The following is a 26,310-nucleotide window of genomic DNA, read 5'->3' on the forward strand; positions in this document are numbered from 1 at the left end:
ACACGCCGCGGCCCGCCGCTTCGTTCAGGCCGCCGGGCTTGTCACGTTCGTGTAAGCGGGCCGCCGCCGCGGAACCTCTCCCTCCACTTACGGCAGTACATACCATCCTCTCCGCTGCCCCTCCAACCGCCAACGCCTCACGCTCATGACCGAACCACTTGCCGCCCACGCCCTCCGCCGCACCTGCGATGCCTCCGCGCTGGGCTTTGCTACGACTGACGACCTGTCGGCCGATGCTCCGTTCGTAGGCCATGAGCGCGCCATAGAGGCGCTCGAGTTCGGCATCGAAATCCCCAACGACGGGTACAACGTCTTTGCCCTAGGCCCCGGGGGCACCGGACGACGGCGCCTCGTGCAGCAGCAGGTGGCGGCCCATGCCAGCGACCGCTCCACGCCGCCCGACTGGTGCTACGTCAACAACTTTTCGGAGGAGCGCACGCCCCAACTGATGCAGCTGCCCACCGGCCGGGGCACCGCCTTGTGCGAGGACATGGAGCAGTTCATCGAGGACGTGAAGACGGCGCTGCTGGCCACCTTTGAAAGCGAAGATTACCAGACGCGCCGCCAGGCGGTACAGGAAGAGGCGCAGGAGGAGCAAGAGGCTGCACTCGACGAACTGCAAGAGCGAGCCCGCGAAGAAAACATCGCCCTCATCCGCACGCCCAACGGTTTCGCCTTTGCGCCCATCAAAGACGGCGAGGTGGTTTCGCCCGAAGAAATCGACACGCTCGACGAAGAGCGCCGCGAAGCGCTCCAGGAAAAGATCGAGCAGTTCCAGGAGGAACTGCAGCAAATCTTGCGGAAAGTGCCCGAACGGCAGCGGGCCGCGCGCAAGCAAATTCAGCAATTGAACCGCGAGATGGCCGAGTTTGCGGTCAACGACCTGCTAGAAGAGCTGCAGGCCCGCTACGACGACTTGGAACAGGTGGTTGACTACCTGCAGGCGGTGCGCGCCGACATCATTGAAAACGTGGAAGCGTTCGTGCGGGCCGCGCAAAGCGGCAGCAGCAGCCAAAACCAGGCCGCCATGCAGCAACAAAGCCAGCAGAGCAACGGCCTGCCCGGGGCGCTGTGGCGGCGCTACCGTGTAAACGTGCTCGTGGATAACAGCGACACGGAGGGCGCGCCGGTCATCTACGAGGACAATCCCAACTACCGCAACCTGGTGGGCGAGGTCGAGCAAATCGCACAGATGGGCGCCCTCGTCACCGACTTCAACCTGATCCAACCCGGCGCCCTCCATAAAGCCAACGGCGGCTACCTCATCATTGAAGCCCGCAAGCTGCTCACGCAGCCCTACGCCTGGGAAGGCCTGAAGCGCGCGCTGCAAAACAACGAAATCCAGATCGAGTCGCCCGGCGAGGCCCTGGGCCTCATTCGCACCGTCACCCTAGAGCCCGAAGCCGCCCCGCTCGACGTGAAAGTGGTGCTCGTGGGCGAACGGATGCTCTACTACCTCCTCAGCGCGTACGACCCCGATATGGAGGATCTGTTTAAGGTGATGGCCGACTTTGACGACAACATCGACCACACCGACGCGGCCCGCATGCAATACGCGCGGATGCTGGCCACGCTCGTTGACGAGCAGGACCTGCGCCCGCTCGACGCCTCGGCCGTGGCCCGCGTGGTGGAGCACAGCATGCGCTTGGTTGACGACACGAAGAAGCTCTCCACCCACCGCACCGCGCTGTGCGACCTGGTAACGGAAGCCAGCTACTGGGCCGGAAAAGACGCGGCCGACGTCGTCTCGCGCACCCACGTGCAGCAGGCCCTTGACGCCCAAGAACGCCGGGCCGATCGCCTGCGCGAACGCGTGCAAGAATCCATTGCCCGCGACACGATCTACATCGACACCGAGGGCAGCGCCGTGGGGCAGGTAAACGGCCTCTCGGTGCTGCAGCAAGACGGCTTCGCGTTCGGAAAGCCCAACCGCATCACCGCCCGCGTGCGCCTGGGCAGCGGCGACATCGTAGACATCGAGCGCGAGACCGAGCTCGGCGGGCCGCTGCATGCCAAAGGCGTGCTCATCCTGTCCGGATTTTTGGAGGGGCGCTTTGCGCAAGAGCATCCGCTGTCGCTCAGCGCGAGCCTCGTGTTTGAGCAGTCGTACGGCGGCATCGACGGCGACAGCGCGTCCTCGGCCGAGCTCTACGCGCTGCTCTCCGCCATCGCCGACCTTCCCCTAAAGCAGTCGCTGGCCGTCACCGGCTCGGTCAACCAGCACGGCGTCATTCAACCCATTGGCGGGGTGAACGAAAAAATCGAAGAGTTCTACGACACCTGCCAGGCGGCGGGCCTCACCGGATCGCAGGGCGTCATCATTCCGCAGAGCAACGTGGAGCACCTGATGTTGCGCCCCGAGGTGGTCGCGGCCGCCGAGGCGGGCACGTTTCACATCTACCCGGTGCGCACCGTAGACGAAGGCATTGCGCTGCTCACGGGCCAACCGGCCGGCACGCGCGCCGACGACGGCACGTATCCCGAGGGCACCGTGAACCGCGCCGTGGCCGATCGTCTCGCCGCCATGGCCGACCAGCGGCGTGCCTTTGCATCGCCTAACGGAACCGCCGACGAGGCTGCCTCTCATGAATGATTCCGACCACACGCTGCGCCGCATCCTCGTCGCCCTCGATGGCTCGCGGCCCAGCGAGGCCGCCCTCGATGTGGCCGCACAGTTTGCGGTGCTGTTCAACGCCTCACTGCACGGGGTTTTTGTGGAGGACGAGCAGCTGAAGCGGCTGGCGCGCCTGCCGTTTCATCAGGAGGTGCGGCCGCTGCGGCGCACGGCGGTTCCGATGAGTGGCCCGCGGCTGCAACGGCAGCTGCGCGCCCAGGCCGAAGCCGCCCGACGCATGCTGGAGGACACCGCCCGCGCCCTGCGCATCGAGCATTCGTTTGCGGTGCGTAAGGGCCACGTGGTTGGGGAGCTGCTGGATGCCGCCGCGGACACCGACCTAGTGACCCTGGGCAAGACCAGCTCCGCACAGAGCAGCCGCCAGCGCCTGGGCCGCACCACCACGGCGCTGCTAGAGCGTGCGCCGGCTGCCGTCCTGATCCTGCGCGACCATGGCGACCACGCGCCCCCGGTGGTGACCTACTTTGACGGCAGCGCGGCGGCGCGGGCGGCGCTGCGCATGGCGGCGCGCCTGGCCCACCTCATGGGCCACGTGCCGCTCAAGGTGCTGCTGCCCCCCGGCGCCCCCGATGAAACCGCGACGCTGCGGGAGGCCGTGCATGACGTGTACGGCGAGCAGCGGCTTCTGCTGGATGTGCACGTCTTGTCGCGCCTCGAAGCCAGCCGGCTGCCGGCCGTGCTGCACCACGCGGGCGGCTTTGCCGTGCTGCCCGATACGCTGCCACAGCTCCGCAACCGCCAGCGCCAGCTGCTCTACGAATTGGATCGGCCCGTGCTTATCATGCGAGCCCCAACCTCAGCACCTGCTACCGACCCCTCATGACTGCTCTTTTGTGGATTGCCCTGGGCGGCGGCCTGGGCGCCCTGATGCGCCATGGGCTCGGACGCGCCGTGCACCGTGCGTTGCCCGAACAGTTTCCGTACGGCACCCTTGCCGCCAACTTGTGCGGCTGCCTGCTCATCGGGCTGGCCTGGGGATGGCTGGAGCGCGTGCGGCTGCCGCCGCAGGTGGCGCCCTTTCTGCTCACGGGCGTCATTGGGGCGTTTACGACGTTCTCTACGTACAGCCTGGAAAGCATCCAGCTGATGCGCACCGGCCACTGGGCCGCCGGCCTCACCAACATTGCGGTGAGTAATGCCGCGGGCCTCGCGTTGGTCTTTCTGGGGCTGTGGATGGCCGAGTGATGCCCACAAAAAAGCGCCGACAGGCCTCATCGGCATGCCGGCGCGCAAGCCCCCCGGCTGGAACCTAGCGCGTCGCTTTTGGACGATGCGCACATGCTCCAGCCGGTTTCACCCCTTCGGTGAAGGTCGTATCGGTCGGTGGGCAACAAGCACCGGGGCACCTTTTGCCCGCCGACAATTGCAAGGATACCGCCCCATGCGTCGCCGGACTGCCTACAGACAGCGCATCTACGGCCGCCATTCTGACGCGCGCCGTACCGGTGGTTTGGCGCACGCGCCTGTCCACAGTTGTCCACAGTATGCGCGTTGGTTCTGGATTGGGCCCGGTGCGACGCGCGATTGCGCGGCGCTTTCGCCAGGATCCTACGGCGTTGGCCGCGTGGTGTCGGGCGCGGCAGCGCGGCGCTTCAGCTCTTGTTGCACCAAGGTGCGCACCAGCTCTTGGAGGCGCTCGCGGCTTACGGTGATCGTGTCTTGGCGCGCCGTCGCGTTGCGGTCTTCGACCACCGCCGCCTGATTCAGCACCTTAAACTCGACGCGGCGGTTGAGCGTGCGCCCGGTAGCGTTGGCGTTGGTGGCTACGGGGCGCGCTTCGCCGTAGCCCACCGCGGTAAGGCGCGCCGGCGCAATGCCATGCCGATCGATGAGGTACTGCCGCACCCGACGCGCGCGCGCCTCCGAAAGTTGCTGGTTGTACGCCGCCGTCCCGATGCTGTCGGTGTGGCCGCCCACCGCAATCCGCAGCTCGTCGTAGCGCTGCATCACCGTACCCACGGCGTTCAGGATGGGCGTGGCGCTGGGCAGCAGGGTGCTTTCGTCAAACGCAAAGTTGACACCCGCCGCGCGGAAGAGGCCGGTCTCCAGAATGGCCCGTTCCACCCGGCGCACGGTGGGCACCGGAGCGGGCGGCGGGGGCGGCACGGCCCCTGGCGACACCGGCACGACGCGCGTGACGGTATCGGGCGGCGCAGGCGGACGCCGGGCCGCTGTGTCGGGCGGCACAACCTGCACCGAGGGGTTCGTCACCACCAGGTCGCCGGTTGGCAGCTGCCGCAGCACGCGGTATAGCGCATCGATCTGCTGATTGAAATCGGCGCGGAGGCGGCGCTCCAGGGCGCGCAGGTCGGCCGGCGCAAGGGTCCCGCGCGTGATGCGCTGAATCTCGACACGGATGGGCCGCGGGGACGCGGCCGTCTGTTGTTGCGCAGGACCGGGCCCGCCGCGAATCGCGCGGATGCGCGCACGAACGCGCTGCACGCTGGCCGGGGCCTCGGTGCGCGACGGTGCGGCTGTGGTGGTATCCACCTGCACGGTCTGTGCATGCGCCGCGCCGGACGCGCCGCTGCAGGCCCACACCAGCCCTCCCCAAACCAACAAATACGTTAGGGCGCGTGTCACAGGAGGATGCGGTAGCCAATGGTAAGGCGATGATAATCGAAGAGGTTGAGCGTGCTATACTCCAGCACCACGCCGCCTCCACCGATCTTGTAGGTACCGCCCAGGAAGACGTTTGACGCCAGGCCCACGTCGATGCCGGTGCGCGTGAGCAGTCCCAGGCCGATGCCGGCGTACGGCTCAATCGGCTGGCCCGTTTGGTTTTGCACCGTCGCGCCAAGGAACGAGTAGCCGGCGTTCATGAGGGCGAGCACCGAGGTGCCGTCGCGCAGGCCCACCGCAAGCTCCGGCATGAGCTGGAAGTTGGAGGAGGGGCTGGAGCGGTAGTTACCGCGCACGCCAATCTGCACCTGCGTAAGCCCCTGACCGAAGCGCGCGCCGGTGTAGGGCATAATTTCTAGCAGCGGCTGCCCGAGCACCGAGCGGTAGAACGGCTGCGTGTCCCCTTCTTCGGTTGCGGTAGTCGTTGTGGTTTGCACCTGGATGGGCCGCACGTTGGCGCCGAGGGCATTCAGCGCCTGCGTCTGGCGCTCCAGCTGCCGCTCCAGGGCAGCAATTTGCTCCTCCAGCGCCTGAATGCGGGCCTCGTCGGCCGTGGGCGCATCGCCCTCGGTGGTGCGCAAGTACTCGCGGACGGCCTGCTGCACCATCTGCTCGATGGAGGCGGCGGTGGTGGCCGTCGTGTCGGCGCCGAGCTCGGCCCGCAGGGCTTGCCGCACGCGCGCCTCCAGCGGTTGGTCCGGCGCCGGGGCGGCGGCGGTTGTCGGCGGGCCCCCGGCAGGCGAGGCCGCGTCGGGGTTGCCAATCCGGATGTAGATTTCGCCCACCTCGGGCACCGGCACGGCAATGGTTCGGTCGGAAAGATTAGACGATGCCGTGGGCGCGGGGGAGCGTGCGGCCTGCGCCACCCGCACGGTGTCGGGCGTGCTTGGCGTCGTAGCGGCGGTGGGCGCGCGGCCTGCGGGGGCAGGCGCCTGCGGCGTTGCGGCGGCCGGCGCGTTGGCGGGCAGCGGCGCTACAGGCGGTTGGGGGCGACGGGGCGGCTGCGGGGCCTCGCGGCCGCCGCCCAGGCTAAACTCGACGCCCACGCTGTACATCAGGCTGCCGTACACTTCGCCGGGATTGCTGACGGTGCTGGCCTCTTCGGTGCTCATCACGAGCCCACGCAGCCCGCCGGTGAGGCGCAACGACCGCACAAGCGGCACCTCAAGGCCTAGGCCGCCCGATGCAAAGTAGCGGTCGGTGGGCAGCGCCGCGCCGGCGGGCACGTCGTTCGCATACCCCGACAGCACGTTAAAGTAGCCGCCGCCCATGGTTAGGTACGGAACGAAGCGCTGGCCGAGCGCCCCCACGTCTACGCGCAGCGCCATCTCGCCGCCGTACAGGGCCACCGCATCGGTGCCGCCGCCAATATCTTCAAAGTACGCCGTGCCATCGGCCCCGCGCCAGTAGAACCCGTAGAGGCCCAGGTATTGCCCAAGCTGCACGCCGGCATTGACGCCGTACAGGTTCTGATCTTTGGGAAAGCCGAGGGCCTCGTTAAACTCTACGCGGCCATAGAACGGCTTCACAAACAAGCGGGCGCCGCTGAGGCCATCCCCAAACTGCCCGCGGATGGATTGGTCGAGCGCGGTTGTTGTGCCCGGCCGCCGCCCGCCCAAATACAACCGCACGGCCGCCCGCAGCGTCGGGCTGTACACGGTGCGCTGCCCGGTATCGCCAATGCCATCGTTTGCATCAAAGAACAGCGCGCTCGGGGTGTACCGGTACGTCAGCAATCCGCCGCCCACCGTCACGGTGTAGCGGCTCGCCGCGGTAAAGGTCAGCCCAGCGCCGCCGCTGGCGTAGATGCTCTTGTACGTGTCCTTCGCGTCCGGATCGAACTGCAACACCCCGACGCCCGCCTCCAAATAGGGCCGCAACCGCGTAGCCGGCAGGTTAAAGCGGAGCGTACCGCCGTAGCGCTGCACATCCACCGAGCGGTTGCTCAATCCGGCAAGCGAGCCGATGTTGTTGAGGTCCGACGAGACGCCGCCGTTGAGCATATACACGCCGCTCAGCTCCACGTAGCGCCCAAACCCGAGGCCCAGCTCGCCGCCGTACATCGCGGTCTCCTCAAGCGCGGCCTGATCCGGCCAAAAGACGCCCTCCACCGCCGGCGATATCGTGTAGCTGATGCCGCCCATCTGCGCCGCAGCAACAGATGGACCCAGCAGGAAGAGCGCAACAAACCACCCCAGCAAGCGAGGTGCGGACGGCAATATGTAACGATGCGTCATAGAAGCAAAGCAAATGTGAGAAGAAAGACAGGCCGCGGACGAGAGGCTACTGGGCGGTATCCGACGTCCGCGTAAATGTAAGCCGCAGGGTACCATTCACCGGCTGCGTGAGCCCACCGTACCGGCCGGGCGCATACGATGCCAGCTCCACGTTGTCCACCTGCTGATCGGCCGTAAGCGTATTCTCATCGGCCAACAAGGTGAGACGCAGCGTCTCGGGCAGCAGCAGGTCTTGCAGCGTCTCGCTGTTCACCGTGCTTAGGTCAACGATGATGCGACTGTCGCGCCGCACAAACGAACCCGCAATACTAAACGACCCCGTTTGGCCCTCCAGGCGGTAGTCAATGAACACCGCCCCATTGCCCGAAAAGAAACGCATCTGCGGAGCAGCCGCCAGCGTATCGGCCAGCAGGTTGAAGTCGGCGATGGCCGTGCCTGTCGTTTCAAACGTGAACCGTTGGGCCGTAAACGTGCCCTCCAGGTTGGTTGACGTACCAGCGCCTCCGCCATCACATCCCGCAACAAAAAGGACAGAAGCGCACAAGACGGCCGCAAAAACCGAGCGTAAAACAGTCATAGGAAGTGAGTCGCGGGCAAGAAAAAGTCCAGTGGAATGTTGAAATGCTAGCGCAAACCTAACACGAGCGTCCCGTGGAAAGCAATGGTAGAGGCCAAGGTTTCGTGGAATGTAACAACTCCACGGCTTCTGTAGGGGATTTTTGGCGAAGGACGCCGCTACTTCCGGCGCACACGTCCGCCCCGTCGCGGACCTCAGAAGACCATGCCCCCCATCTCGACGCAGCATAAAGGCGTAAAGAAGGCCACAGGCAGCCGGGCCCGTGACCTTCCCTCGCTGCGAACGTGCGCTCGCTGCAGATGCGGTCTGCCATGAGGGCCGTTGCCGCGGCTACATCACGCCAACTGAGTACACAAGCTCGGCCTGGCAATTCTGGCTGCCATTTACAAGTCGGATGTCACCGCTGGTGGGCACGTTGCTCCATCCCGTACTGCCAAAGGTGTGTCGCTTGACGCTGCGCACCGTTGCCATGTTTGGGTCTTTGAACACTTCGCCCCAGATCTTTTTATCCCACTCTGTGCTGTAAAACGTGATGCCAAACTCGTTGCCGTCTTGCCGCTCAATATCAAAGACGACCTCTTCATTGAGCCGCACCCGGCCGCCATCGCCCAGGGTCGCCTCCCGAATGAAATCTCCTGCGCGGGTGCCACCCCCGTTCACAATGGCGCGAAACTCGAACTCGCCATCCCCCTCGATGCCGTCGCAGTCTTTGCGCACATAAAACTCCTTCAAATGCACCGTGATGGTGTTTATTGTTTGCACCGACGAGCACTCAGTGGCTGTGTACTCGGTCGTGTAGCCCAGCTTGGCCAGCTGATCGTCTTTCAGGTACTTGACGGCGTACGCAATGGGCACGCCGGGATTGCTGCGCGAGTACACGGCATTCTCGCCGGTAATGATCGGCACGAGGTCGCCCGCCGAGCGCGCCGTCACGGCCTCCGACGCCACCGCCGCGTTGCCGCCCAGCGTGACGACTTCTACGGTCGAACTCGACAGAATCTCCTGATAGCGTGCCTCCAGGTCGCCATCGACCTGCGTCCCGGCGGCATACTTAAACGCTGCCTCCACCTCCGCAGCGGTGTACGACGAGGCGGTCTCCATCCGAAACATGATGATCCGCCCGTACGTCACCGACGCGATGTAGGCCGGCGGCGCATCGCTATCGAAGGCCGCCTGCACCGCTTGTAGCGTCACCTCCGGGCCAAACACGTCTTCAGGCTGTGCGCCGCTCTCCTGCACGAAGCTTACCGTATAAAAGGCCTGCTTGTATGTTGCCATCACCACGCGCTTCGTCTCGGTCGTTTCGTAGTTGAACTGCGACTGCACGTCGCCGGTGGCCCAGGCCACGTTCAGACCCACGTCTAGCGAGGCCTGCGTCGACGAGTACGATGTCGTGATGCGGTTTGAGGAGCTCGCAGCGTTTACGTAGCCCTCCTCGTAGGCGTTGGCATTCCACCACTCCAGCGCCTCGTCGATGGCCGTCTGCACGCTCGCCAGATCCGGTTCCTCAATCGTCTTTGTGCCGTTTTCGCCGATGCCGGGCAGGTCAACGCGAATCTTGACGGGTGCCCGATCGAAGCGCGCCGGCTCGGGCAAGCCATCAAGGAGCGACTGATTGGCCTCGACGAGCGCCCCCGGCCAAATGACATCGGCCGTGGGCCGCAGGATGGCAATCTCTTCGAAGTTGGTTTGCAGGTTATAGGTCGTGCGAACGCAGGTGCGCTCGACGGTGCCGTCTTGCTCGGTCGTCGTTGTGGTGTCGATGGGCGTGCGCGCCGCATCGCTCGGCTGCACGTTAAGGAGCGCGTCGGCATCGTACGTCAGCCCAGACAGATATTCGCCGATTGACGCCCCGTCCGGACGCTGGCCCGGCTCGGTCATTCCGGAGCCGCTGTCGCAGCCGGTCGCGATGAAGAAGATCAACAGCAAAGAGGGGAAAATAAATCGGAAGCATCTCATGGGGTGTCCTGTGCTTTGTGGTGAGCAACCTATGAAGAAAGGGCGCTGCGGCCCTCATGTACTCACGCATCAGATGGCCCCCCAACCGATAATACCCCATCAAATCTTCACATTTTCGGATGACCGTCGCGCGGGCTTATGGTGCGATGCGTCTTTTGCCCGTGGCCCCTATCGAGAAATGGCGCAGTGCGCGCCTCGAAGGAGCGCACGTTGTGCAACAAACCAGACGCGGCATTGCTTTCTGCTCTAGCAGCCCATACTTTTGTGAAGGAAAAACGAACGACTCGTGCGCGCTGTTGAGAGAATGGGATGCCAACTACCGCACCGTTTACCACCTTGCTCGACGCCTTAACCGGCGGCAATCGCACCGTCGTGGATGCCGTGCTGCCACACGTGTACGATGCGCTGCGTGCACTGGCTCATCAGAAGCTGCGCGGCGAGCGCGCCGACCACACGCTCAACACGACGGCCCTCGTGCACGAGGCGTACGAGAAGCTCGTCGAACAGGACCGCATGACATGGCAAAACCGCGCCCACTTTATGGGGGTTGCGGCGCTGTCAATGCGGCGCATCCTGATCAACTACGCCCACAAGCGCAACGCGCAGAAGCGCGGCGGCGGCGCGCCGGTGGCTACCTTCGAGGACGGCATGGCGCCGCGCGACGTGCACGCCGCGGATCTGATTGACCTGGATGATGCCCTGCAGCGGCTCGAAGAGCTCAACGAGCGGCAGGCGCAGGTTGTCACCTACCGCTTCTTCGGCGGGCTTACGCAAAAAGAAATTGCCGAGGTGATCGGTGTGTCGGTGCCCACCGTGCGGCGCGACTGGCGCTTGGCCCGTGCCTGGCTGAGCCGCGAGATGAAGCCGCCTGCGCCCGACGCAAAAAAAGACGCAACGGCATGATCGGTCGGCGCGCATTTTCCTGCGTCTATAGGTAGCCCGGCGCCCATGCCTTTGGGCGCTTCGCCTGCCCGCCCTCCCAACTATTCCACCAGACCACCATGGATGGGGCTCGATGGTCACAGATCCAAACGCTTTTTGAGTCAGCGCTGGAGCGCGCGCCTGCCGATCGGGATGCCTTCTTGCGAACAGCGTGTACAGGCGACCCTGACCTCCTTGCTGAGCTTCGGTCGCTGCTCGCGGCAGACGCCGCGGCCCATCCGTTGCTCGACGGCCTAGCCCTCGATGCCATCCGCCTGCCTACCGACCTCCTGCCGCTCGGCATCCTTCCTGCAGAGGGTGAGCGCGTTGGCCCTTACCGTATCGTGCGGCCGCTCGGCCATGGCGGCATGGGCGCCGTCTTCCTCGCTGCGCGCACAGACGGTCAGTTCGAGCAACGGGTTGCCCTCAAGCTGATTCGCGGCGGCATTTTCTCCACGTCGGTCGTCCAGCGCTTTCAACGCGAGCGCCAGATCCTCGCACGCCTGCAACATCCGCACATCGCACAATTGCTCGATGGGGGGCTCACCGAGGACGGGCATCCCTACTTCGCAATGGAGTACGTTGACGGCGTGCCGCTTGACCGCTACTGCACCCGGCACGGCGCTTCGGTCGAGGAGCGGATTCGGCTCATGCAAACCGTGTGTGAGGCTGTGCAGTACGCCCATCACCGGCTCGTTGTCCACCGCGACTTGAAGCCGTCGAACATCCTCGTCACGGAAGCGGGCACGGTGAAGCTGCTCGACTTTGGCATTGCCAAAGTGCTGGCCTCCGACGATGACCTGGGGCCGGCGTTTGCCCGTACCCGCACCGGTCGCGCTGTGATGACGCCCGCCTACGCAGCCCCCGAACAGCTGCGCCACGCGCCGGTGACGACGGCCACGGACGTATACGCGCTCGGCGTCGTGCTCTACGAGTTGCTCGCCGGACAGCGTCCCTTCGACTTGACGGGCTGCTCGCCGGCCGCGATTGAGCGCATCGTGTGCGAGCAGGTGCCTGCGCCCCCGTCGGCGGGAGCCCCCGCGGATCGGCGCCGCGCGGTGCGGGGCGACCTCGACACCATCGTGCTGAAGGCGCTCCGCAAAGAGCCGGAGCGCCGCTACGCCGCCGCCGAGCAACTGGCCGACGACCTGCAGCGCTACCTCGACGGCCGGCCCGTCGCGGCCCAGCCGGATACCGTCCGCTACCGCACGCGCAAGTTTCTCCAGCGCCATCGTGCGAGCGTGGCGGCCACCGCCGCCGTCGTCGTGCTCATCGCGGCGCTCGTCGGCTTCTACACCGTACAGCTGGCGCAGGAGCGCGACCGGGCGCGGCGCGAAGCGGCCACCGCCACGCAGGTGTCCGATTTCCTGCAGGGCCTCTTCGCTACGGCGAACCCGAGCGTATCCCGGGGAGAGACGATGACGGCCCGCGCGCTGCTCGACACCGGCGCCGCACGCATCGCGCGCGAACTCGCCAACCGGCCGCTCGTGCAGGCGCGCATGATGCAGGTGATGGGCGAGGCGTATCAGAGCCTGGGTGCCTTCGAGGCGGCAGGCCCCCTGCTGGAACGTTCGGTGACGTTGCGCCGCGCGGCGTTGGGGCCGGCGCACCCCGACGTCGCGTCCAGCCTGAACAGCCTGGCCGTGCTGCGACAGGAGACGGGCGCGTACACCGTTGCCGATTCGCTTTTCCGCGCGGCCCTCGCTATCCAGGAGGCCCAGCTCGGCCCCAATAATCCCACGGTCGCGGCGACGCTCCACAACCGGGGCACCCTGCTGCACTTCCTCGGGGCCTACGACCGGGCCGATACCCTCCTCCAGCGCGCGCTTGCCATCCGCACCGAGCAGTTTGGCAAAGCCGATCCGCGGACTGCGAGCACGCTCAACGAGATGGCCACGCTTCGCTTCGACCAAGGCGACCTGGACGGGGCCGAGGCGCTCTACCGGCGGGCACTCGCCGTGCGGCAGCAGCACTTTGAAGGCGACCATCCCGACGTGGCAATGAGCCTCAACAACCTGGCGATGGTGCTGCGCCACAAGAGCCAGTTCGACGAGGCCGAGGCGCTCTACCGCGAAGCGCTCGCCATGCGCCAGCGCCTCTACGACGGCCCACACCCCGACGTAGCCCACACGCTCAACCACCTCAGCCGCCTCTATGCCAACATGGGCGAATACGCCACCGCCGCGCCCATCGCACGGCGCGCGCTCACCATGCGCATCGCGTTGTTTGGCGAGGCGCACGTCGAAACCACGGCCAGCATGGGCAACCTGGCCGGTATTCTGGGCGGCCTGGGTCGGCACGAGGAGCAGGCACGCTACTACCGCCGCGCGCTAGAGATCAACCGGGCGCAGCTGGGCCCCGTGCATCCGTACGTGGCGGCCCTCAGCTACAGCCTCGGCGCGTCGCTCCAGGCCGCCGGCAACCTGACCGATGCCGAACGCTACTTTCGCCAGAGCCTCGGGCTGCATCGTCAACTCTTCCCGGAGGGCCACGCCAACACCGCCTATCCGCTCATCCGTCTCGGCGCGCTGCTGACCGCCACGAACCGCGCGGCCAATGCCGAGCCGCTGCTACGCGAAGCCGTCGCACTCCGCACCGACGCGCTGGGCGCCGACCACTGGCGGGTGGCCGTGGCCCGCAGCACGCTGGGGGCTTGCCTGACCGCGCTGGGCCGGTATGCCGACGCCGAGCCGCCGCTCACCGAAAGCTACGCCACCCTCCTCGATGTGCACGGCCCAGACGATGACCGCGTGCAAACCGCTCGCACGCGCGTCGTCCGGCTCTACGAGGCCTGGGGCCGTCCCGAGCGCGCAGCTTCTTTTCGCACCTCGCGGGCGCCGGGCGTGAAGTCCCCCACGTAATGCGACGTAGCGGTGCCATGGGACCTCGCGGAGGGCCTTAGGCACGACCTACAAGGGCCACTCCAGAGCGCGCCGCAGGCGGGGCCGCTGCGGCCCTGGCCTGGATGCCGCGGAGGCACCGGGGACGCCCCGACACGTTGCGCGGGCGGCGCGGGGGTGTCTGCGGAATAAAGGAGGGCCTGTCCATCTGCCATGCCGTACGATCCCGAGAAGCACGACCGCCAGTCCATGCGCCTCCCGGGGTGGGATTACCGCCGGCCGGCGGCGTATTTTGTCACCACCTGCGCGCACAACCGCATGTGCCTCTTCGGCGCGGTCGTCCGGGGCCGGATGGTGTTGAATCCGTTAGGGGACATCGTGGCCGAGGAATGGCACCGTACCGAACAGGTGCGCGACAACGTCGTGTTGGACGCGTTTGTGGTGATGCCCAACCACGTGCATGGCATTATTGTGATTACGGCCGACGGGACCGGTGCCGACCGGGACGGGAATGCGTCATCCGGCCCATCCGACGCAAACCGCCGTAGGGATTCATCGCCGATGAATCCCTACGGCGACCACCCCCATCGCACCTTTGGCGGGGCCGTGGCCGGATCGTTGTCGACGATCATGCGGCAATTCAAATCGATGGTCACCAAACGCATCAACCGCCGGCGCGACACGCCGGGTGCCCCGGTGTGGCAACGCAATTTCTACGAACACATCGTGCGCAACCGCCAGGATTTGAACCGCATCCGCACATACATCCGCCAAAATCCGGCACGGTGGCAGGAAGACCGGCACCACCCGGATGGATAAGGGAGACCAAGGCCCCTATTCATCTAGCGCGTTGAGGATGTTCTGCACGTTTCGTTGAACGGCAGGCACTTCCTCCTGCACAGTCATCCACACAATGCGCAGGTTCACGTTGATGTAGTCGTGGATCAGCTTGTCGCGCATCCCGGCCATCGCGCGCCACGGCACGGACGGGTGCTGCTCGCGAAGGGATTCCGGAACGCGTTTGGTCGCTTCGCCGATGATCTCCAGCGCGCGGATGTCTTCGAGATGGTCGACGTGGGTGCGCTTGGTCATAGCGGCTCCACCTCGCGCCGGACGCGATCGCCGATACGAGGCTTCAGGGCGTCTTCCACGACGAGATCTACCGGCACGCCAAGCACGTCACTGAGCGCATCTTCGAGCTCCACAAATTTGAGCAGACCCGGCGTCTCGCGGAAGGTGACGAGCACGTCCAAGTCGCTGTCGGCCCGCTGCTCGTGGCGCACATAGGAGCCGAAGAGAGCCAGCGTATCGACGCCGTAGCGTTCACGCAGCACAGGGAGGTGCTGACGCAGCGTGCGTTTGATGTCGGGCAGCGTTGGCATGCGAGGCATGGGCCTTAGCAGGTGGTGTCGGGGCATATACTATCCGTTCGTTGTACGACACCTTCACGCGTTTGATCGATCCCGGCGCAACGACTCGGGCCGGGGACGGCGCGGTGCCATCGGGGGATGGGCGGTCGTCCGGGCGTGCGGGCACGGCCTGCAGATCGTTGGGCATTCATCATCTACGACTGCCGAAGGTCCTTTCAACAGTTAACCACTGATTCACCTGATCAGAGAGCGATAGCAGTCAAAATTATTGCGATGAGTGTGCCGACCCAAAATTTCCAGTATTTAGGAAGAGGAATATTTAACAGCACAAATACCAGCATGAGCTGGAGGGTAATCAAAACAGCGTTTTGCCGTGAGTGTCCACTGAGCCATTCCCAACCGAGCCAGGAATCGTGAAGCCATAAAGCGGTTGATGACATCAGGAACAGAACAACGGAAGCAATCCATTTGGCAGTCGCCCTTTTGAAGTCCGAGAGCTCCTCCATCGCTTCCTCAACCTGGTCGTTCGCTTCCTGTAGTTGGCTGTCCTTACTCCGATTGATGTCAGTTGCTTCATCCAGCTTTGAGCCTATGCTCTCGATTTCTTTGTTTTGCTCCTCAATGACCTGAAGGAACGTATCGATTTGCTCTCCCTGCTTGGACATGGCCCGTCTCATATTTTCAGTCATCTGAGCGAGCTTCTGGTTTTCCTGAATTACCGCTTCGTGGATAAACTTTGACTTTTTATCTGTGTCGGTTTCTGTTTTCATCTTGTCACGGAGAGCATCACTAACGATAATTCTCTCCACGGTTTTGCTGGGTAAGCCCTCTATTCCCTCGTATCGCGCCAGTGTCTCTAAGATGTCGATAGTTACTCTCTCAGCATCGCTGTCGAACTCATTCGAGACGAGTGGGAGCTGGAAGCTGTTTAGAATGGCCTCTTCCAATTTGGAAGTGCGAGGCACCCAGAGTTGAAGAAGTTGAATAAGTGAAGTGGGATGAATGCAGACAGGAATCTGTCCCGGTACTCTGGAAATCTTATACTTGTCGAATCGGATCAGCCGATAATCGATAGTGACAATCCAGTGCTGAGCTTCGAGTGGTGATTCAACGCGGATCGGTCTCTTATCTTTGGTATAGTGCCATAAGGAAATATCATGGATAAGTTGCTGATAGCTTTTTCGTTTGAAATCAGGATATCTACTCTCTTCAAACTCCCTCTGGTCATTGAGATCATCGATGACCTTCTGGTGTGTTGCATACTCGTCAATTTCTCCGTCGTTAAACAGTTCTACGCCACCAGCACGCAGTATGGGAAGGAGGTTGTTGAGATACCTTCCGAAGAAATCTTCTGCTTTCAGCGGTCGCCCTACTTTGAGCGTTGCCTGTGCATACTTTTTAGCAATACCGTTAAGCTTATCGGTCTGAGTAGCTGCAGCTGCCAAATTAGCAGGCAGTTTTATGTTTTCCAGAGAAGCCTTGCTCGCATCAATACTGCGTTTGGTTTCGTCAAGAGTGATGGGCAGCAAGTAAAATTCAAGCTCTACTGCCTCTGATAGCTTTTTGACCGTCTTGATCAACGACTCGACGGCATCGTCAGAAGGATTGTTATGAAACCCCAGCAGTGAGAACACTACATTCGTGTCGAGGAAAAGTGTAAAAGTCTGAGATTGCTCGGTGATGCGAGTTAGGGTTCCAATTGTTTGCTCATTCAGATTACCCGCCTCGACAAAGAAATACGCATTCAAGTACCTGAGCACATACCCTCTAACGACCCGGTGCTTCGGATTCATGAACTCTACGATTGCCTTTCGGAGAGATGCATGTTGTTCTTCTGGATAGTCTTGAAGAAACTCTGAGAAGCTGATCGCTTCTTCTATATTCTCTGAGGTTCCAGATATTATCTCGTAGGTTCTGGCCCCCATCTCTTTCACAAAAGGGATGAGGAGTTTCTCATTAAAGCTTTCCCATATATTGTCTTGGGGGTCTGAGAGATACTTATCCACGGTTTCGTGGAAAACACGCTTGGTCTTGTCTTCCAGCTCCTCAGAGCTCTGCAGTTCGTCTTCGAATGCTGTGAGTCGTTCTTCGGAGATTTTAAGAGACCCGTCTTGTAGACGAACGACCTGGCCAGTGGCTAACAAGGTTTCAATATGCTTCTCTACTCCACCTTGAAGCTCAACACCAAAGAGATTACGCAGACTGCTCTCGATACCTTGCTCATCCTGTCGATCATCAGAGAGCCATACCACCGATAGGATTAGACGGTGCACACCCTTTTCCCACCAACCGGCCTCATTGAGCCGGATGTGCTGAATGAGAGACACAAGTTCCTGAGGGATTTTGCCACCCCTTGATGCGTCGCCTTGTTCGGTTGAAGAAAGCATGAGCCCTGGTTTTTTGCTCACAGATTATGAACACGCCCGACCCGCACAGGGAGCCAGACGTTCCGATTGGGTCAAACGAGCGGCCAAGTCGACCTGATTTCTTCGCACGCAGCAGCTAGGTTCTCGCGGCGGCGCTTGTAACTTCGTGGGGCGATGAATCGGTCGCCTTCGAAGATGTCGAGCACGAAGCACCACATACGCGAGGGATGCAGGCCATCGCTGGCGAGCCGTTCTTCCACATGGCGGTGCAGAAGCGTCGCGACATATTTTCCAGACGCGTCGTTCAGCGGGTGACTCTTTGAGAGATGAAGCTTAATAGCACCCACAATCTCTTTGCCTCGTCCGTCTTTGCCGTAAACCAGAAGATCTGGACGAATCGATACCTTTACGCCTTCAATCTGGATAGAGGCCGGATCAGTCTTGCGGGCGAGCACAGCATAAATCTCTTCTCGCTCAAGTACCGCATCGAATTGAGATCGGAATGCAGTGATTGCGTCCAAACAAGATTGAAGTCGCTGTTCCTTCCAAGAGGATGTTGGAGCCTCACCCTCAAGTTTAGTGATCGCGTCACGGAGCGGACTGAGGTCGGCTTCATCATTCACGATGTAGCTTACAATCGCATCACGAACAGGGTCGTAGTATGGGACGATGAAGCCTTTCGGGTGCTTTTGATCCCGAACGATGCGCCGACGGCGCGACGGACTAGACTCTGCCGCATACTCTCCCAGCTTGTTCAGGGAAATTCGCGGCTTCGAGCGTTCTTTGGGTTGAGGGGTATTGCGATTCTTTGACGTAGGCATTATCGTAGCAAGTACATAATGGAAAAACAGTAGTGGCGGCAAGCTCTAACTTGCCGTCTCTCCAAGACTCTCCAGAGAGCCCCGACAGTTGCCGCTGTCGGGGCTTTTCTGTTTGTGGGCGTTAATCAGACATGCTTTGGAAAGGGGCGCACAGGTTGCCCCATGCGCCCTTTCCACGTCTGCGATAGCGGGGAAGAATGGCCGCTATCTGTCATTCACGGTTATCATCCGCAGCCCGTGGTGCTGCCACAGTTGGGGCACATGTGGCAGCTGCCGTTGCGCACGGTGATGGAGCCGCACTCGGGGCACGGCGGCGCGTCCGAGGCGTTCTGGAAGGTGGCCGCCACGTCGTCCTTCACCGCATCCGCCTGCGAGGCGTTGTCCACCGTCGCGTCCATGAACGCATTCACCGTCTGCCCAATCAGGGCATCGTCGATCGGCGCGGTGGGCGCGTCGAGCGTGCCCAGGTCGTCGGCGGGCGAGGCGGTGTGGCCGCTACGGGACGTCGTCTCCTCCGCAGCGGCCCGGCTAGGGTCCGGGGTCGCCTCCGCGTCCTGCGGGTCGGCGTCCAAGAACTTGAGGCTCAGGTAGCGGAAGATGTAATCCATCATCGACTTCGCGATGGGGATCTGATCGTTCTGCGTAAAGCCACTCGGCTCGAAGCGCATGTGACTAAACTTGCGGCACAGATCCGCCAGCGGCACGCCGTACTGCAGCGCAATCGAGATGCTGGTGGCAAACGCGTCCATCATGCCGGCCAGCGTAGAGCCCTGCTTGGCGATGGTGATAAAGATCTCACCGGGCTGCTGCGTCTCGGGGTAGAGCCCGATGGTGAGGTAGCCCTCGTGCCCAGCGATCGAGAACTTGTGGGTGATGGACGGCCGCTCGTCGGGCAGACGCTTGCGGCGCGGCTTGTAGACCACCTGCTCGTCGTCAATCGCGGGCGCTTCGTCGGCGGCGTACTGCGGCGCGCCGTCGCCCGAAGGATCGACCGAGGCCTCGGCGGGCTCTGCCGCCTGCTCCTTCTCCGCCGACTGCGTGTTGCCGCCTTCGGAGGTAGAGAGCGGCTGGCTGCGCTTCGAGTTCTCGCGGTAGATGGCGATTGCCTTGCACCCAAGATCCCACCCCTTGTGGTACGCATCGGCGATGTCCTCCACCGTGGCGTGCTCGGGCATATTCACCGTCTTGCTAATTGCCCCGGACACAAACGGCTGCACGGCGGCCATCATGCGGATGTGGCCCATGTGGTGAATGGACCGCTCGCCGTTGGCGGGTTTGAACGCGCAGTCGAACACCGGCAGGTGCTCGTCTTTCAGCGCCGGCGCGCCCTCAATCGTGTCGTTGGTGTCAATGTACGCAATGATTGACTCGATCTCCTCGTCGGAGTAGCCAAGGCGCTCGAGGGCATTGGGCACACTCTTGTTTACGATCTTCATCATGCCCTCGCCCTCGCCGGCGAGCAGCTTGTACTTCACCAGCGCAATGTCCGGCTCGATGCCCGTCGTGTCACAGTCCATGTAGAAGCCAATCGTGCCGGTGGGCGCGATCACTGTGGCCTGTGCGTTGCGGTAGCCATGCCGCTCGCCCAGGGCCACCATGCGAGCGGCGCTTTCGCGGGCACCCGAAAGCAGCTCGTCGGGGCATAGCCCGCGGTCGATGTCTTCCACCGCTGCCTGGTGCTGGCGCATCACGTCCAAGAACGGTTCTTCGTTCTCGGCATAGCCGTCAAACGGACCGATGGCCTTGTTCGCGGCGATCTCGGCGCTGCGGGCGTACGCCTCGCAGTGGTTGATGGCTTGCACGGCCCCGGCCACCGCGCGGCCCTCGTCCGAGTCGTACGGGTAGCCCATCGACATGAGGAGGGCGCCGAGGTTGGCGAAGCCCAGCCCCAGCGGACGGAAGGCGTGGCTGTTGCGCGCGATGGCTTCGCTTGGGTAGCCGGCGTTGTCCACCAGAATCTCCTGCGCCGTAATAAAGATGCGCGCAGCGGCCCGCAGCCGCTCCACATCTACCGACCCGTCGGCCCGCTGATACTTCCGCAGGTTCAACGATGCCAGATTACACGCCGAGTTGTCCAAGAACATGTACTCGGAGCAATTGTGCACGGCGACGCCATTGGCCACAAAGTGATCAGTTGCCGGCTCGGTGAGGTCGTAGACCGGCTCTTCGCCAAGCAGCTCCATCGATACGACGCGATCTGTCATGCGATCGCGGTAGGTGCCCACGCGCTCGTTGAGTGCCTGGAGCGCCGCAGACTTTTGGCTCTCGGCCATGAAGCCGATTTCTTCTGCAAAGCGAACGCGGCTGGAACGCGTGATGCGCAAGCTGTGCAGTTGCTTGACATCGTACTCCTTCAGTCCCCCTTTTCCATCCGGCATCAACGCACGGCTGGTCAGGCGGCGGTTACGATACAGTTTACCCTTGATGCCGAATCCGAGCAGCAAGGTTTGGACTTGTTCCAGCAGCGTCTCAGAAGTCGAGTCGAGGCCAACGTACTGGCTCTTGTCGGCGTTGTCTACCACGGTACCGTCGGCCGTAAAGAGCCCGCGCAACAACGCAGCCATACTCTCGCGATCGAGGGCAAATGCAGTGTCTTTAAGCCGTTTGGCGCTCGATCCCTCATCTAGCACCACGTACCGATCCAACAGCTCGCGTACAGACGCGGCAGACGTTGCTACTGCGGCGCTTGTATCACGCTCGGTGACTGCCACCGTGCCACGCTGCCGCTGGAACCGATTGACAACCGCTGCTGCCTTTTCAGCAACAAGCGTCTCTTGATCTTTGTCCATCGCAAGCGTAGCAACGGTGCCGCTGATGCATCCGTCACCTAGCATCAAACCTACGTACTCGGCCGTATCTGCCGCCAACGCATCCGTGCCGAAGCGGGGCTGCATGAGCCGCACCGTGTCGTCTTTGGTCAGCTCCGCAGCAGGTACGTCGCCGCGGTTCTCTGTCCAAACAGGATGATCCGCGGTGAGCTTAATCGTGTAGCCGCTTTTCGTACGAAGGCGGTACACGGGCTTTGTGCCGGTTTCAATGACACGAGTCGCGCGGTGCAGCTTGCCATCGAGCCCAACGATACGTGGCGTTTCCCCAAGCAGGCTGTCAATGCGGCGCAGACCGTGCGCGGTGGCTACGAGCGTGTCGCCCGTCACGCAGGGATTGCTGGAATTGATCTTGTCGGTGTTCGGACACGTGTGCCACTGCTGGATGGTGTCTTCGTACTGCAGGCCGGGATCGCCGCAGATGTAGGTGCCCTCGGCCACTTGTTCGAGGAGCGCGGCGGCATCTACCTCGTCGATCACTTCGCCGTCTAGCACGGCGCGCAGCGGGTAGGTGTCGCCCGTCTCGGCCGCTTCCATGAAGGCATCGGTGACGCGCAGGCTCTGGTTGACGTTCTGGAAGTCGACCGCGCCATACGCAGGCCCGTTAAACGAGCCGTCGTAGCCCTGTTCGATGAGGGCCCATGCCTTCTTCTCCTCCTCTTGCTTGGCCTTCACGAACGCTTCCACGTCGGGGTGCCAGCACTTGAGGGTTTGCATGATCGCGGCCCGACGCGTTTTGCCGCCGCTCTTGATGGTGCCGCCGGTGGCGTCTTGCACCTTCATAAAGCTGACGGGCCCCGAGGGCACGCCGCCGCCGGAGAGCTTCTCCTTCGAGGAACGCAGGGTCGACCAGTCGCCGCCCACGCCCGATCCGAACTTGAACAGGCGCGCGCTCTCGGCCATGGTGCGCCAGATGCCGTCGATGGAGTCCTCGACGTCAACGATGAAGCACGCCGAGGCCTGCGGGTGCTCGTACGGGTCGACCTGCACAATCGCTTGTGCCTCGTCGTCCCAGCCGTAGATCTTTTTGTCGCCGGTGTCGCGGATGCCGTACTGCTGCCCGAGGCCCACATTAAACCACACGGGCGAGTTGAACGCCCCGTACTGGTTCACGCACAGCCAGGTCAGCTCCTCGTAAAACGTCTCGGCGTCTTCTTCCGTCGCAAAGTAGTCTTGCGCGCGGCCCCAGTCGGCAATGGTGCGGGTGACGCGCTCCACCAGCTGCTTGACGGAATACTCGCGCTGGCCGTCGGCCGGCGAGCCGTTGCCGGCATCTTGGTCGCCGTAAAAGTATTTGGAGGCCACCACGTTGGTGGCGAGCTGACTCCACGACGACGGAAACTCGACGTCTTCTTGTTCGAAGATGGCCTCGCCGTCAGGGTTTTTGATGGCCGCGGTGCGGCGGTCCCAGTCAAGCTCGTCAAACGGATGCGTGTCTTCCGACGAGAATACGCGCTCGATGGAGAGCCCGTCGGCCAACGCGTCGGCGTCGGGCAGGGCGGGCGCACCGGTGGAGGCGGTAGCGGATGATTCGGACATTGAGTAGCCTGTGCTGATGAATTCAAATGCATTGAACGATGCGGGGCCGTCGTTTCAGGTGCGTGCGCTGCGCCCTGTCGATGGGCCGTGCCGTGCATGCACCCTTGGCCCCGTGGGGCACGAGCGACGCCCGCTGCCTACCAAAGCCATGCGCGCACTGCAGATGAACGCGGCCGGACGTGGGGGACGGGCGCTTCGGCGCTTCTGCGAGCTGTACGCACACAACCGATGCACAACCCCCCGATGGCAGGACCTGCGACCGGGGGCGGTTCCAACAAACGACGGCGGGTGCCAATCGTGGATACCCAAAGAATCGAAGCGCCGCCACGGATGCAAGTCAAGTTATCCACAAAGCACTAACGTCTGCCCTACGGGCCGCACGGCCGGTTTCCCTGCGGCGCTATCTGCATAACGGACATTCCGCTTTTGCCCCAAGGGCCTATTTTTTGCCCGTAATGGCATGGGGGATACTCCGTTATTGATCAAGATCGTGTCATTTGCCGTGCACGAACCGATCGGGGATTAGCGGCGCAGAACCAGCATCCGCGCGACGTTATCCACAAGCTATCCACAGGGCCTCCCGGGTGGGGGCGGTGCCCCGGGGCCGCCGCGCGGCCCGCGCACTTGCATAACGGAAATTGCTTGCGGGCGTTAGGCGGCCGCCGCGCGGCGTGCCGATGCGGCCTCGGCCCGCTCCAGCTCCTCGCGCACGTAGCGCGACGTGTATGTATCGGCGGCCGCGAGGGCCTCGGGCGTTCCCTCAAACAAGATGCGCCCCCCGGCCGCACCGCCCTCGGGCCCGAGGTCGACAATGTGGTCGGCCATCTTCACCACATCCATGTTGTGCTCAATGACAACCACCGTGTTGCCCTTGTCCACCAGCGCCCGAAGCACGCGCAGCAAGTGGCGGATGTCCTCGAAGTGCATGCCGGTGGTGGGCTCGTCCAAAATGTACAGCGTGTCGCCGGTGCCGGGGCGCGACAGTTCTTTGGACAGCTTTACGCGCTGCGCCTCGCCGCCAGACAGCGTGGTGGAGCGCTGCCCCAGGGTGATGTAGCCCAGCCCCACCGCTTCCAGCGTGTTCAGCACCCGATGGATGCGCGGCACGTTCTCGAAGAAGCGCAGCGCCTCGGCCACGGTCATGTCCAGCACCTCGGCAATGTTCTTGCCCTTGTACCGCACCTCCAGCGTCTCGGGATTGTAGCGCTGCCCGTGGCATTCGTCGCACGTCACATCCACATCCGGCAAGAAGTTCATCTCCAGCGTTACGGTGCCGGTGCCGCCGCATTTCTCGCACCGCCCGCCTTTGGTGTTAAAGGAGAAGCGCCCCCGGTCGTACCCACGAATTTTTGCCTCGGGCACATCCGCAAACAGGTTGCGCAGGTAGTCCATGAGCTTGGTGTAGGTGGCCGGATTGGAGCGTGGCGTGCGCCCAATGGGCTTCTGATCGATCTCGATGACCTTGTCGATGCCGTCGATGCCCGCTACCTCGTCGTAGGGCAACGGCACAGCCTTGGCGTTGTGGTGGTGCCGCGCCAGAATGGGGTACAGCGTCTGGTTGATGAGCGTCGACTTGCCGGAGCCGCTGACGCCCGTCACGCACACAAACTGTCCGAGCGGCAGCCGCAGCGGGTCGCCCTTCAGGTTGTGCCCCGTGGCCCCTTTCAGTACAATCGCCTCGCCGGTGCCCTCGGCGCGCGCTTCGGGCAGGGGAATGACGCGATCGCTGTGCAGGTACGCCGCGGTGAGGCTCTTAAAGTCGTAGTGCTCGCTCTCGTACGCTTCGGCGGTGCCGTTGCGCTCGGGCTGTACGGTGAGGGCTTCGGGCGGGCCTGCCGTAAGCACGTGGCCGCCGTGCACGCCCGCCCCCGGCCCAAGGTCTACGACGTAGTCGGCGGCCTCAATCATTTCGCGGTCGTGCTCAACCACGAGCACCGAGTTGCCCAGGTCGCGCAGGTTCTTGAGCGTGCGGATGAGCCGCGTGTTGTCGCGCGGGTGCAGGCCAATGGAGGGCTCATCGAGCACGTACAGCACGCCGGTGAGCTGCGTGCCCACTTGCGTCGCCAGGCGAATGCGCTGACTCTCGCCGCCAGAGAGGGTGCGCGCCGAGCGGTCGAGCGTCAGGTAGCCCACGCCCACGCCAATGAGGAAGTCGAGGCGCTCGGCCACTTCTTTGAGGATCGGCCGCGCGATGGTGCGCTGGCGCGCGGTATCGAACGTCATCTCGTCGACGAACGAGCGGAGGCGCTGCAGGTCCATCTGCGCGAGGTCCGCGATGGTTTGGCCGCCCACTTTGTAGCTGAGCGCCACCTTGTTCAAGCGGCCCCCGCCGCAGCGCCGGCACGGCAGCTTGCGCATAAACGACTCGGCCCAGCGCCGCTGCTTCGAAGAGTTCGTCTCCTCGTAGGTGTGCCAGATGTGCTGGTAGAGCCCGCCGTAGCGGTGCGTGTAGCGCACGTCGCGTCCCTTGTAGCCGTACGTGATGTCGAACTGCTCCTCGCCCGCGCCCTCCAAGATGACCGCCATTTGCTCATCGGAGAGCGTGCCCAGCGGCGTCTCAAAGTCGAAGTCATACGCCGCAGCCACCGCTTCCAGCTGGCTAAAGATCCACGTGTCGCGCGGCGTGCCCAGCGGTACGAGGCCCCCCTCGGCAATGGACTTTGACGGATCGGGGATGACGAGCGCGGGGTCAATCTCGTTGGCAACGCCCAGGCCATCGCACGCCGGGCACGCACCGTACGGCGTGTTGAAGGAGAAGAGGTTGGGAGCGGGCTCATCGTACGACAGGCCCGTCTCCGGATCGACGAGGTGGCGGCTAAACAGATGATCGCCCGCCCGCGGCCCGTCCATTACATGCGCAATCAGCGTGCCCTCGCCCATCTCCAGGGCCGTGCTCACGCTCTGGTTGAGGCGCGCCCGCAGGCCGTCCTTCACCACCACCCGGTCCACCACCACCTCAATATCGTGCGTCTCGTAGCGCTCCAGCTTCATGCCCTCCTCGTAGCGCCGCAGCGTGCCATCCACGCGAAACTGCTCGAACCCCTGGCTGGCCGTCTGCTCGAACAGCTCGCGGTAGTGCCCCTTCCGCCCGCGCACCACCGGCGCCAGAATCATGAGGCGGGTGCCGTCGGCAAAGTCGAGCAGCCCGTCAATGATTTCGTCATCGGACTGCTTGCGCATTTTGTTGCCCGTCTCGTGCGAGTAGGCCGTCGCGGCCCGCGCATACAGCAGCCGCAAAAAGTCGTACACCTCGGTGACGGTGCCCACGGTAGAGCGCGGGTTGCCGCTCACCGTTTTCTGCTCGATGGAGATGACCGGCGAGAGGCCGTCGATGTAGTCCACATCGGGGCGCTCCATCATCTCCAAAAACTGCCGGGCGTAGGCGCTGAGGCTTTCCATGTAGCGGCGCTGCCCCTCGGCGTAGATCGTATCGAAGGCGAGGCTCGATTTGCCCGAGCCCGAGAGCCCGGTGATGACGACGAGCTGATTGCGCGGAATGTCGAGGTCAACATTTTTGAGGTTGTGCTCGCGCGCGCCGCGGATGGTGATGCGTTCGTTCATGAACCAAAGAAAGGCCAACCGAGGGAGGGACGACAGA

General features: G+C 63.3%; 16 protein-coding genes. 6 read left to right on the plus strand and 10 right to left on the minus strand.

Annotation, left to right across the window (positions count from 1 at the left end):
- Window positions 1-145: 145 nt before the first annotated feature.
- Genes SALLO_RS16300 through crcB form a run of 3 tightly spaced genes read left to right on the plus strand, consistent with a single transcriptional unit; the run spans window position 146 to window position 3,820 of the window.
- Window positions 146-2,593 carry a Lon protease family protein gene (locus SALLO_RS16300; protein WP_022835989.1) on the plus strand — a complete coding sequence of 816 codons (2,448 nt, stop codon included), beginning with the start codon at window positions 146-148 and terminating at the stop codon, window positions 2,591-2,593.
- Window positions 2,586-3,458, plus strand: coding sequence for a universal stress protein (locus SALLO_RS17805; RefSeq protein WP_022835990.1), 873 nt, complete (start codon window positions 2,586-2,588; stop codon window positions 3,456-3,458). Before SALLO_RS16300 ends, SALLO_RS17805 begins: the two co-directional genes overlap by 8 nt.
- Entirely contained in the window at window positions 3,455-3,820 is a 366-nt protein-coding gene (gene crcB, locus SALLO_RS0109070; protein WP_022835991.1) for a fluoride efflux transporter CrcB, read from the plus strand. The genes SALLO_RS17805 and crcB overlap by 4 nt, the downstream gene beginning before the upstream one ends.
- A 363-nt stretch (window positions 3,821-4,183) precedes the next feature.
- Here the strand turns inward: crcB and SALLO_RS17810 are convergent, their stop codons facing one another.
- The 4 genes from SALLO_RS17810 to SALLO_RS0109090 all read right to left on the minus strand — a co-directional run bounded on the left by SALLO_RS17810 (window position 4,184) and on the right by SALLO_RS0109090 (window position 10,030).
- Window positions 4,184-5,197, minus strand: a complete 1,014-nt coding sequence (locus SALLO_RS17810; RefSeq protein ID WP_169577912.1) for an OmpA family protein — start codon at window positions 5,195-5,197, stop codon at window positions 4,184-4,186.
- A gap of 17 nt (window positions 5,198-5,214) precedes the next feature.
- The gene (locus SALLO_RS0109080) at window positions 5,215-7,494 is read right to left on the minus strand and encodes a hypothetical protein (protein WP_157621356.1); all 2,280 of its coding nucleotides are present in this window, start codon (window positions 7,492-7,494) and stop codon (window positions 5,215-5,217) included.
- 46 nt (window positions 7,495-7,540) lie between these two features.
- A complete protein-coding gene (locus SALLO_RS0109085; protein ID WP_022835994.1) occupies window positions 7,541-8,071 on the minus strand; it encodes a hypothetical protein in 531 nt (176 codons plus the stop codon).
- Between the two features lie 330 nt (window positions 8,072-8,401).
- Window positions 8,402-10,030 (minus strand): thiol-activated cytolysin family protein, encoded by a 1,629-nt coding sequence (locus tag SALLO_RS0109090; protein ID WP_084696231.1) that lies wholly within the window; start codon window positions 10,028-10,030, stop codon window positions 8,402-8,404.
- Between the two features lie 309 nt (window positions 10,031-10,339).
- On the opposite strand from SALLO_RS0109090, the gene SALLO_RS16320 reads away from it, so the two are divergent.
- The 3 genes from SALLO_RS16320 (at window position 10,340) to SALLO_RS0109105 (ending at window position 14,610) form a co-directional block, all read left to right on the plus strand.
- Entirely contained in the window at window positions 10,340-10,933 is a 594-nt protein-coding gene (locus SALLO_RS16320) for a sigma-70 family RNA polymerase sigma factor (RefSeq protein WP_022835996.1), read from the plus strand.
- Window positions 10,934-11,031: 98 nt separating this feature from the next.
- Window positions 11,032-13,812: a serine/threonine-protein kinase gene (locus SALLO_RS0109100; protein ID WP_022835997.1), complete on the plus strand. Its 2,781-nt coding sequence runs from the start codon at window positions 11,032-11,034 to the stop codon at window positions 13,810-13,812.
- 192 nt (window positions 13,813-14,004) lie between these two features.
- Complete coding sequence (locus SALLO_RS0109105) at window positions 14,005-14,610, plus strand: transposase (protein ID WP_022835998.1); 606 nt, start codon at window positions 14,005-14,007, stop codon at window positions 14,608-14,610.
- Between the two features lie 15 nt (window positions 14,611-14,625).
- On the opposite strand, the gene SALLO_RS16325 is transcribed toward SALLO_RS0109105, so the two are convergent.
- The 6 genes from SALLO_RS16325 to uvrA form a co-directional block, all read right to left on the minus strand.
- A complete protein-coding gene (locus SALLO_RS16325) occupies window positions 14,626-14,883 on the minus strand; it encodes a HepT-like ribonuclease domain-containing protein (RefSeq protein ID WP_022835999.1) in 258 nt (85 codons plus the stop codon).
- On the minus strand, window positions 14,880-15,182 hold the full coding sequence (locus tag SALLO_RS0109115) for a nucleotidyltransferase family protein (RefSeq protein ID WP_211214086.1): 303 nt from the start codon (window positions 15,180-15,182) through the stop codon (window positions 14,880-14,882). The genes SALLO_RS16325 and SALLO_RS0109115 overlap by 4 nt, the downstream gene beginning before the upstream one ends.
- A 221-nt stretch (window positions 15,183-15,403) precedes the next feature.
- On the minus strand, window positions 15,404-17,548 hold the full coding sequence (locus SALLO_RS0109120; protein WP_022836001.1) for a hypothetical protein: 2,145 nt from the start codon (window positions 17,546-17,548) through the stop codon (window positions 15,404-15,406).
- Between the two features lie 71 nt (window positions 17,549-17,619).
- Complete coding sequence (locus SALLO_RS18435) at window positions 17,620-18,348, minus strand: hypothetical protein (RefSeq protein WP_157621358.1); 729 nt, start codon at window positions 18,346-18,348, stop codon at window positions 17,620-17,622.
- A gap of 224 nt (window positions 18,349-18,572) precedes the next feature.
- Window positions 18,573-22,712: an LAGLIDADG family homing endonuclease gene (locus SALLO_RS0109135; RefSeq protein ID WP_022836004.1), complete on the minus strand. Its 4,140-nt coding sequence runs from the start codon at window positions 22,710-22,712 to the stop codon at window positions 18,573-18,575.
- Between the two features lie 651 nt (window positions 22,713-23,363).
- A complete protein-coding gene (gene uvrA / locus SALLO_RS16330; RefSeq protein WP_040606194.1) occupies window positions 23,364-26,273 on the minus strand; it encodes an excinuclease ABC subunit UvrA in 2,910 nt (969 codons plus the stop codon).
- Between the last annotated feature and the right edge of the window lie 37 nt (window positions 26,274-26,310).

Source organism: Salisaeta longa DSM 21114 (assembly GCF_000419585.1).
Taxonomy (GTDB): domain Bacteria; phylum Bacteroidota; class Rhodothermia; order Rhodothermales; family Salinibacteraceae; genus Salisaeta; species Salisaeta longa.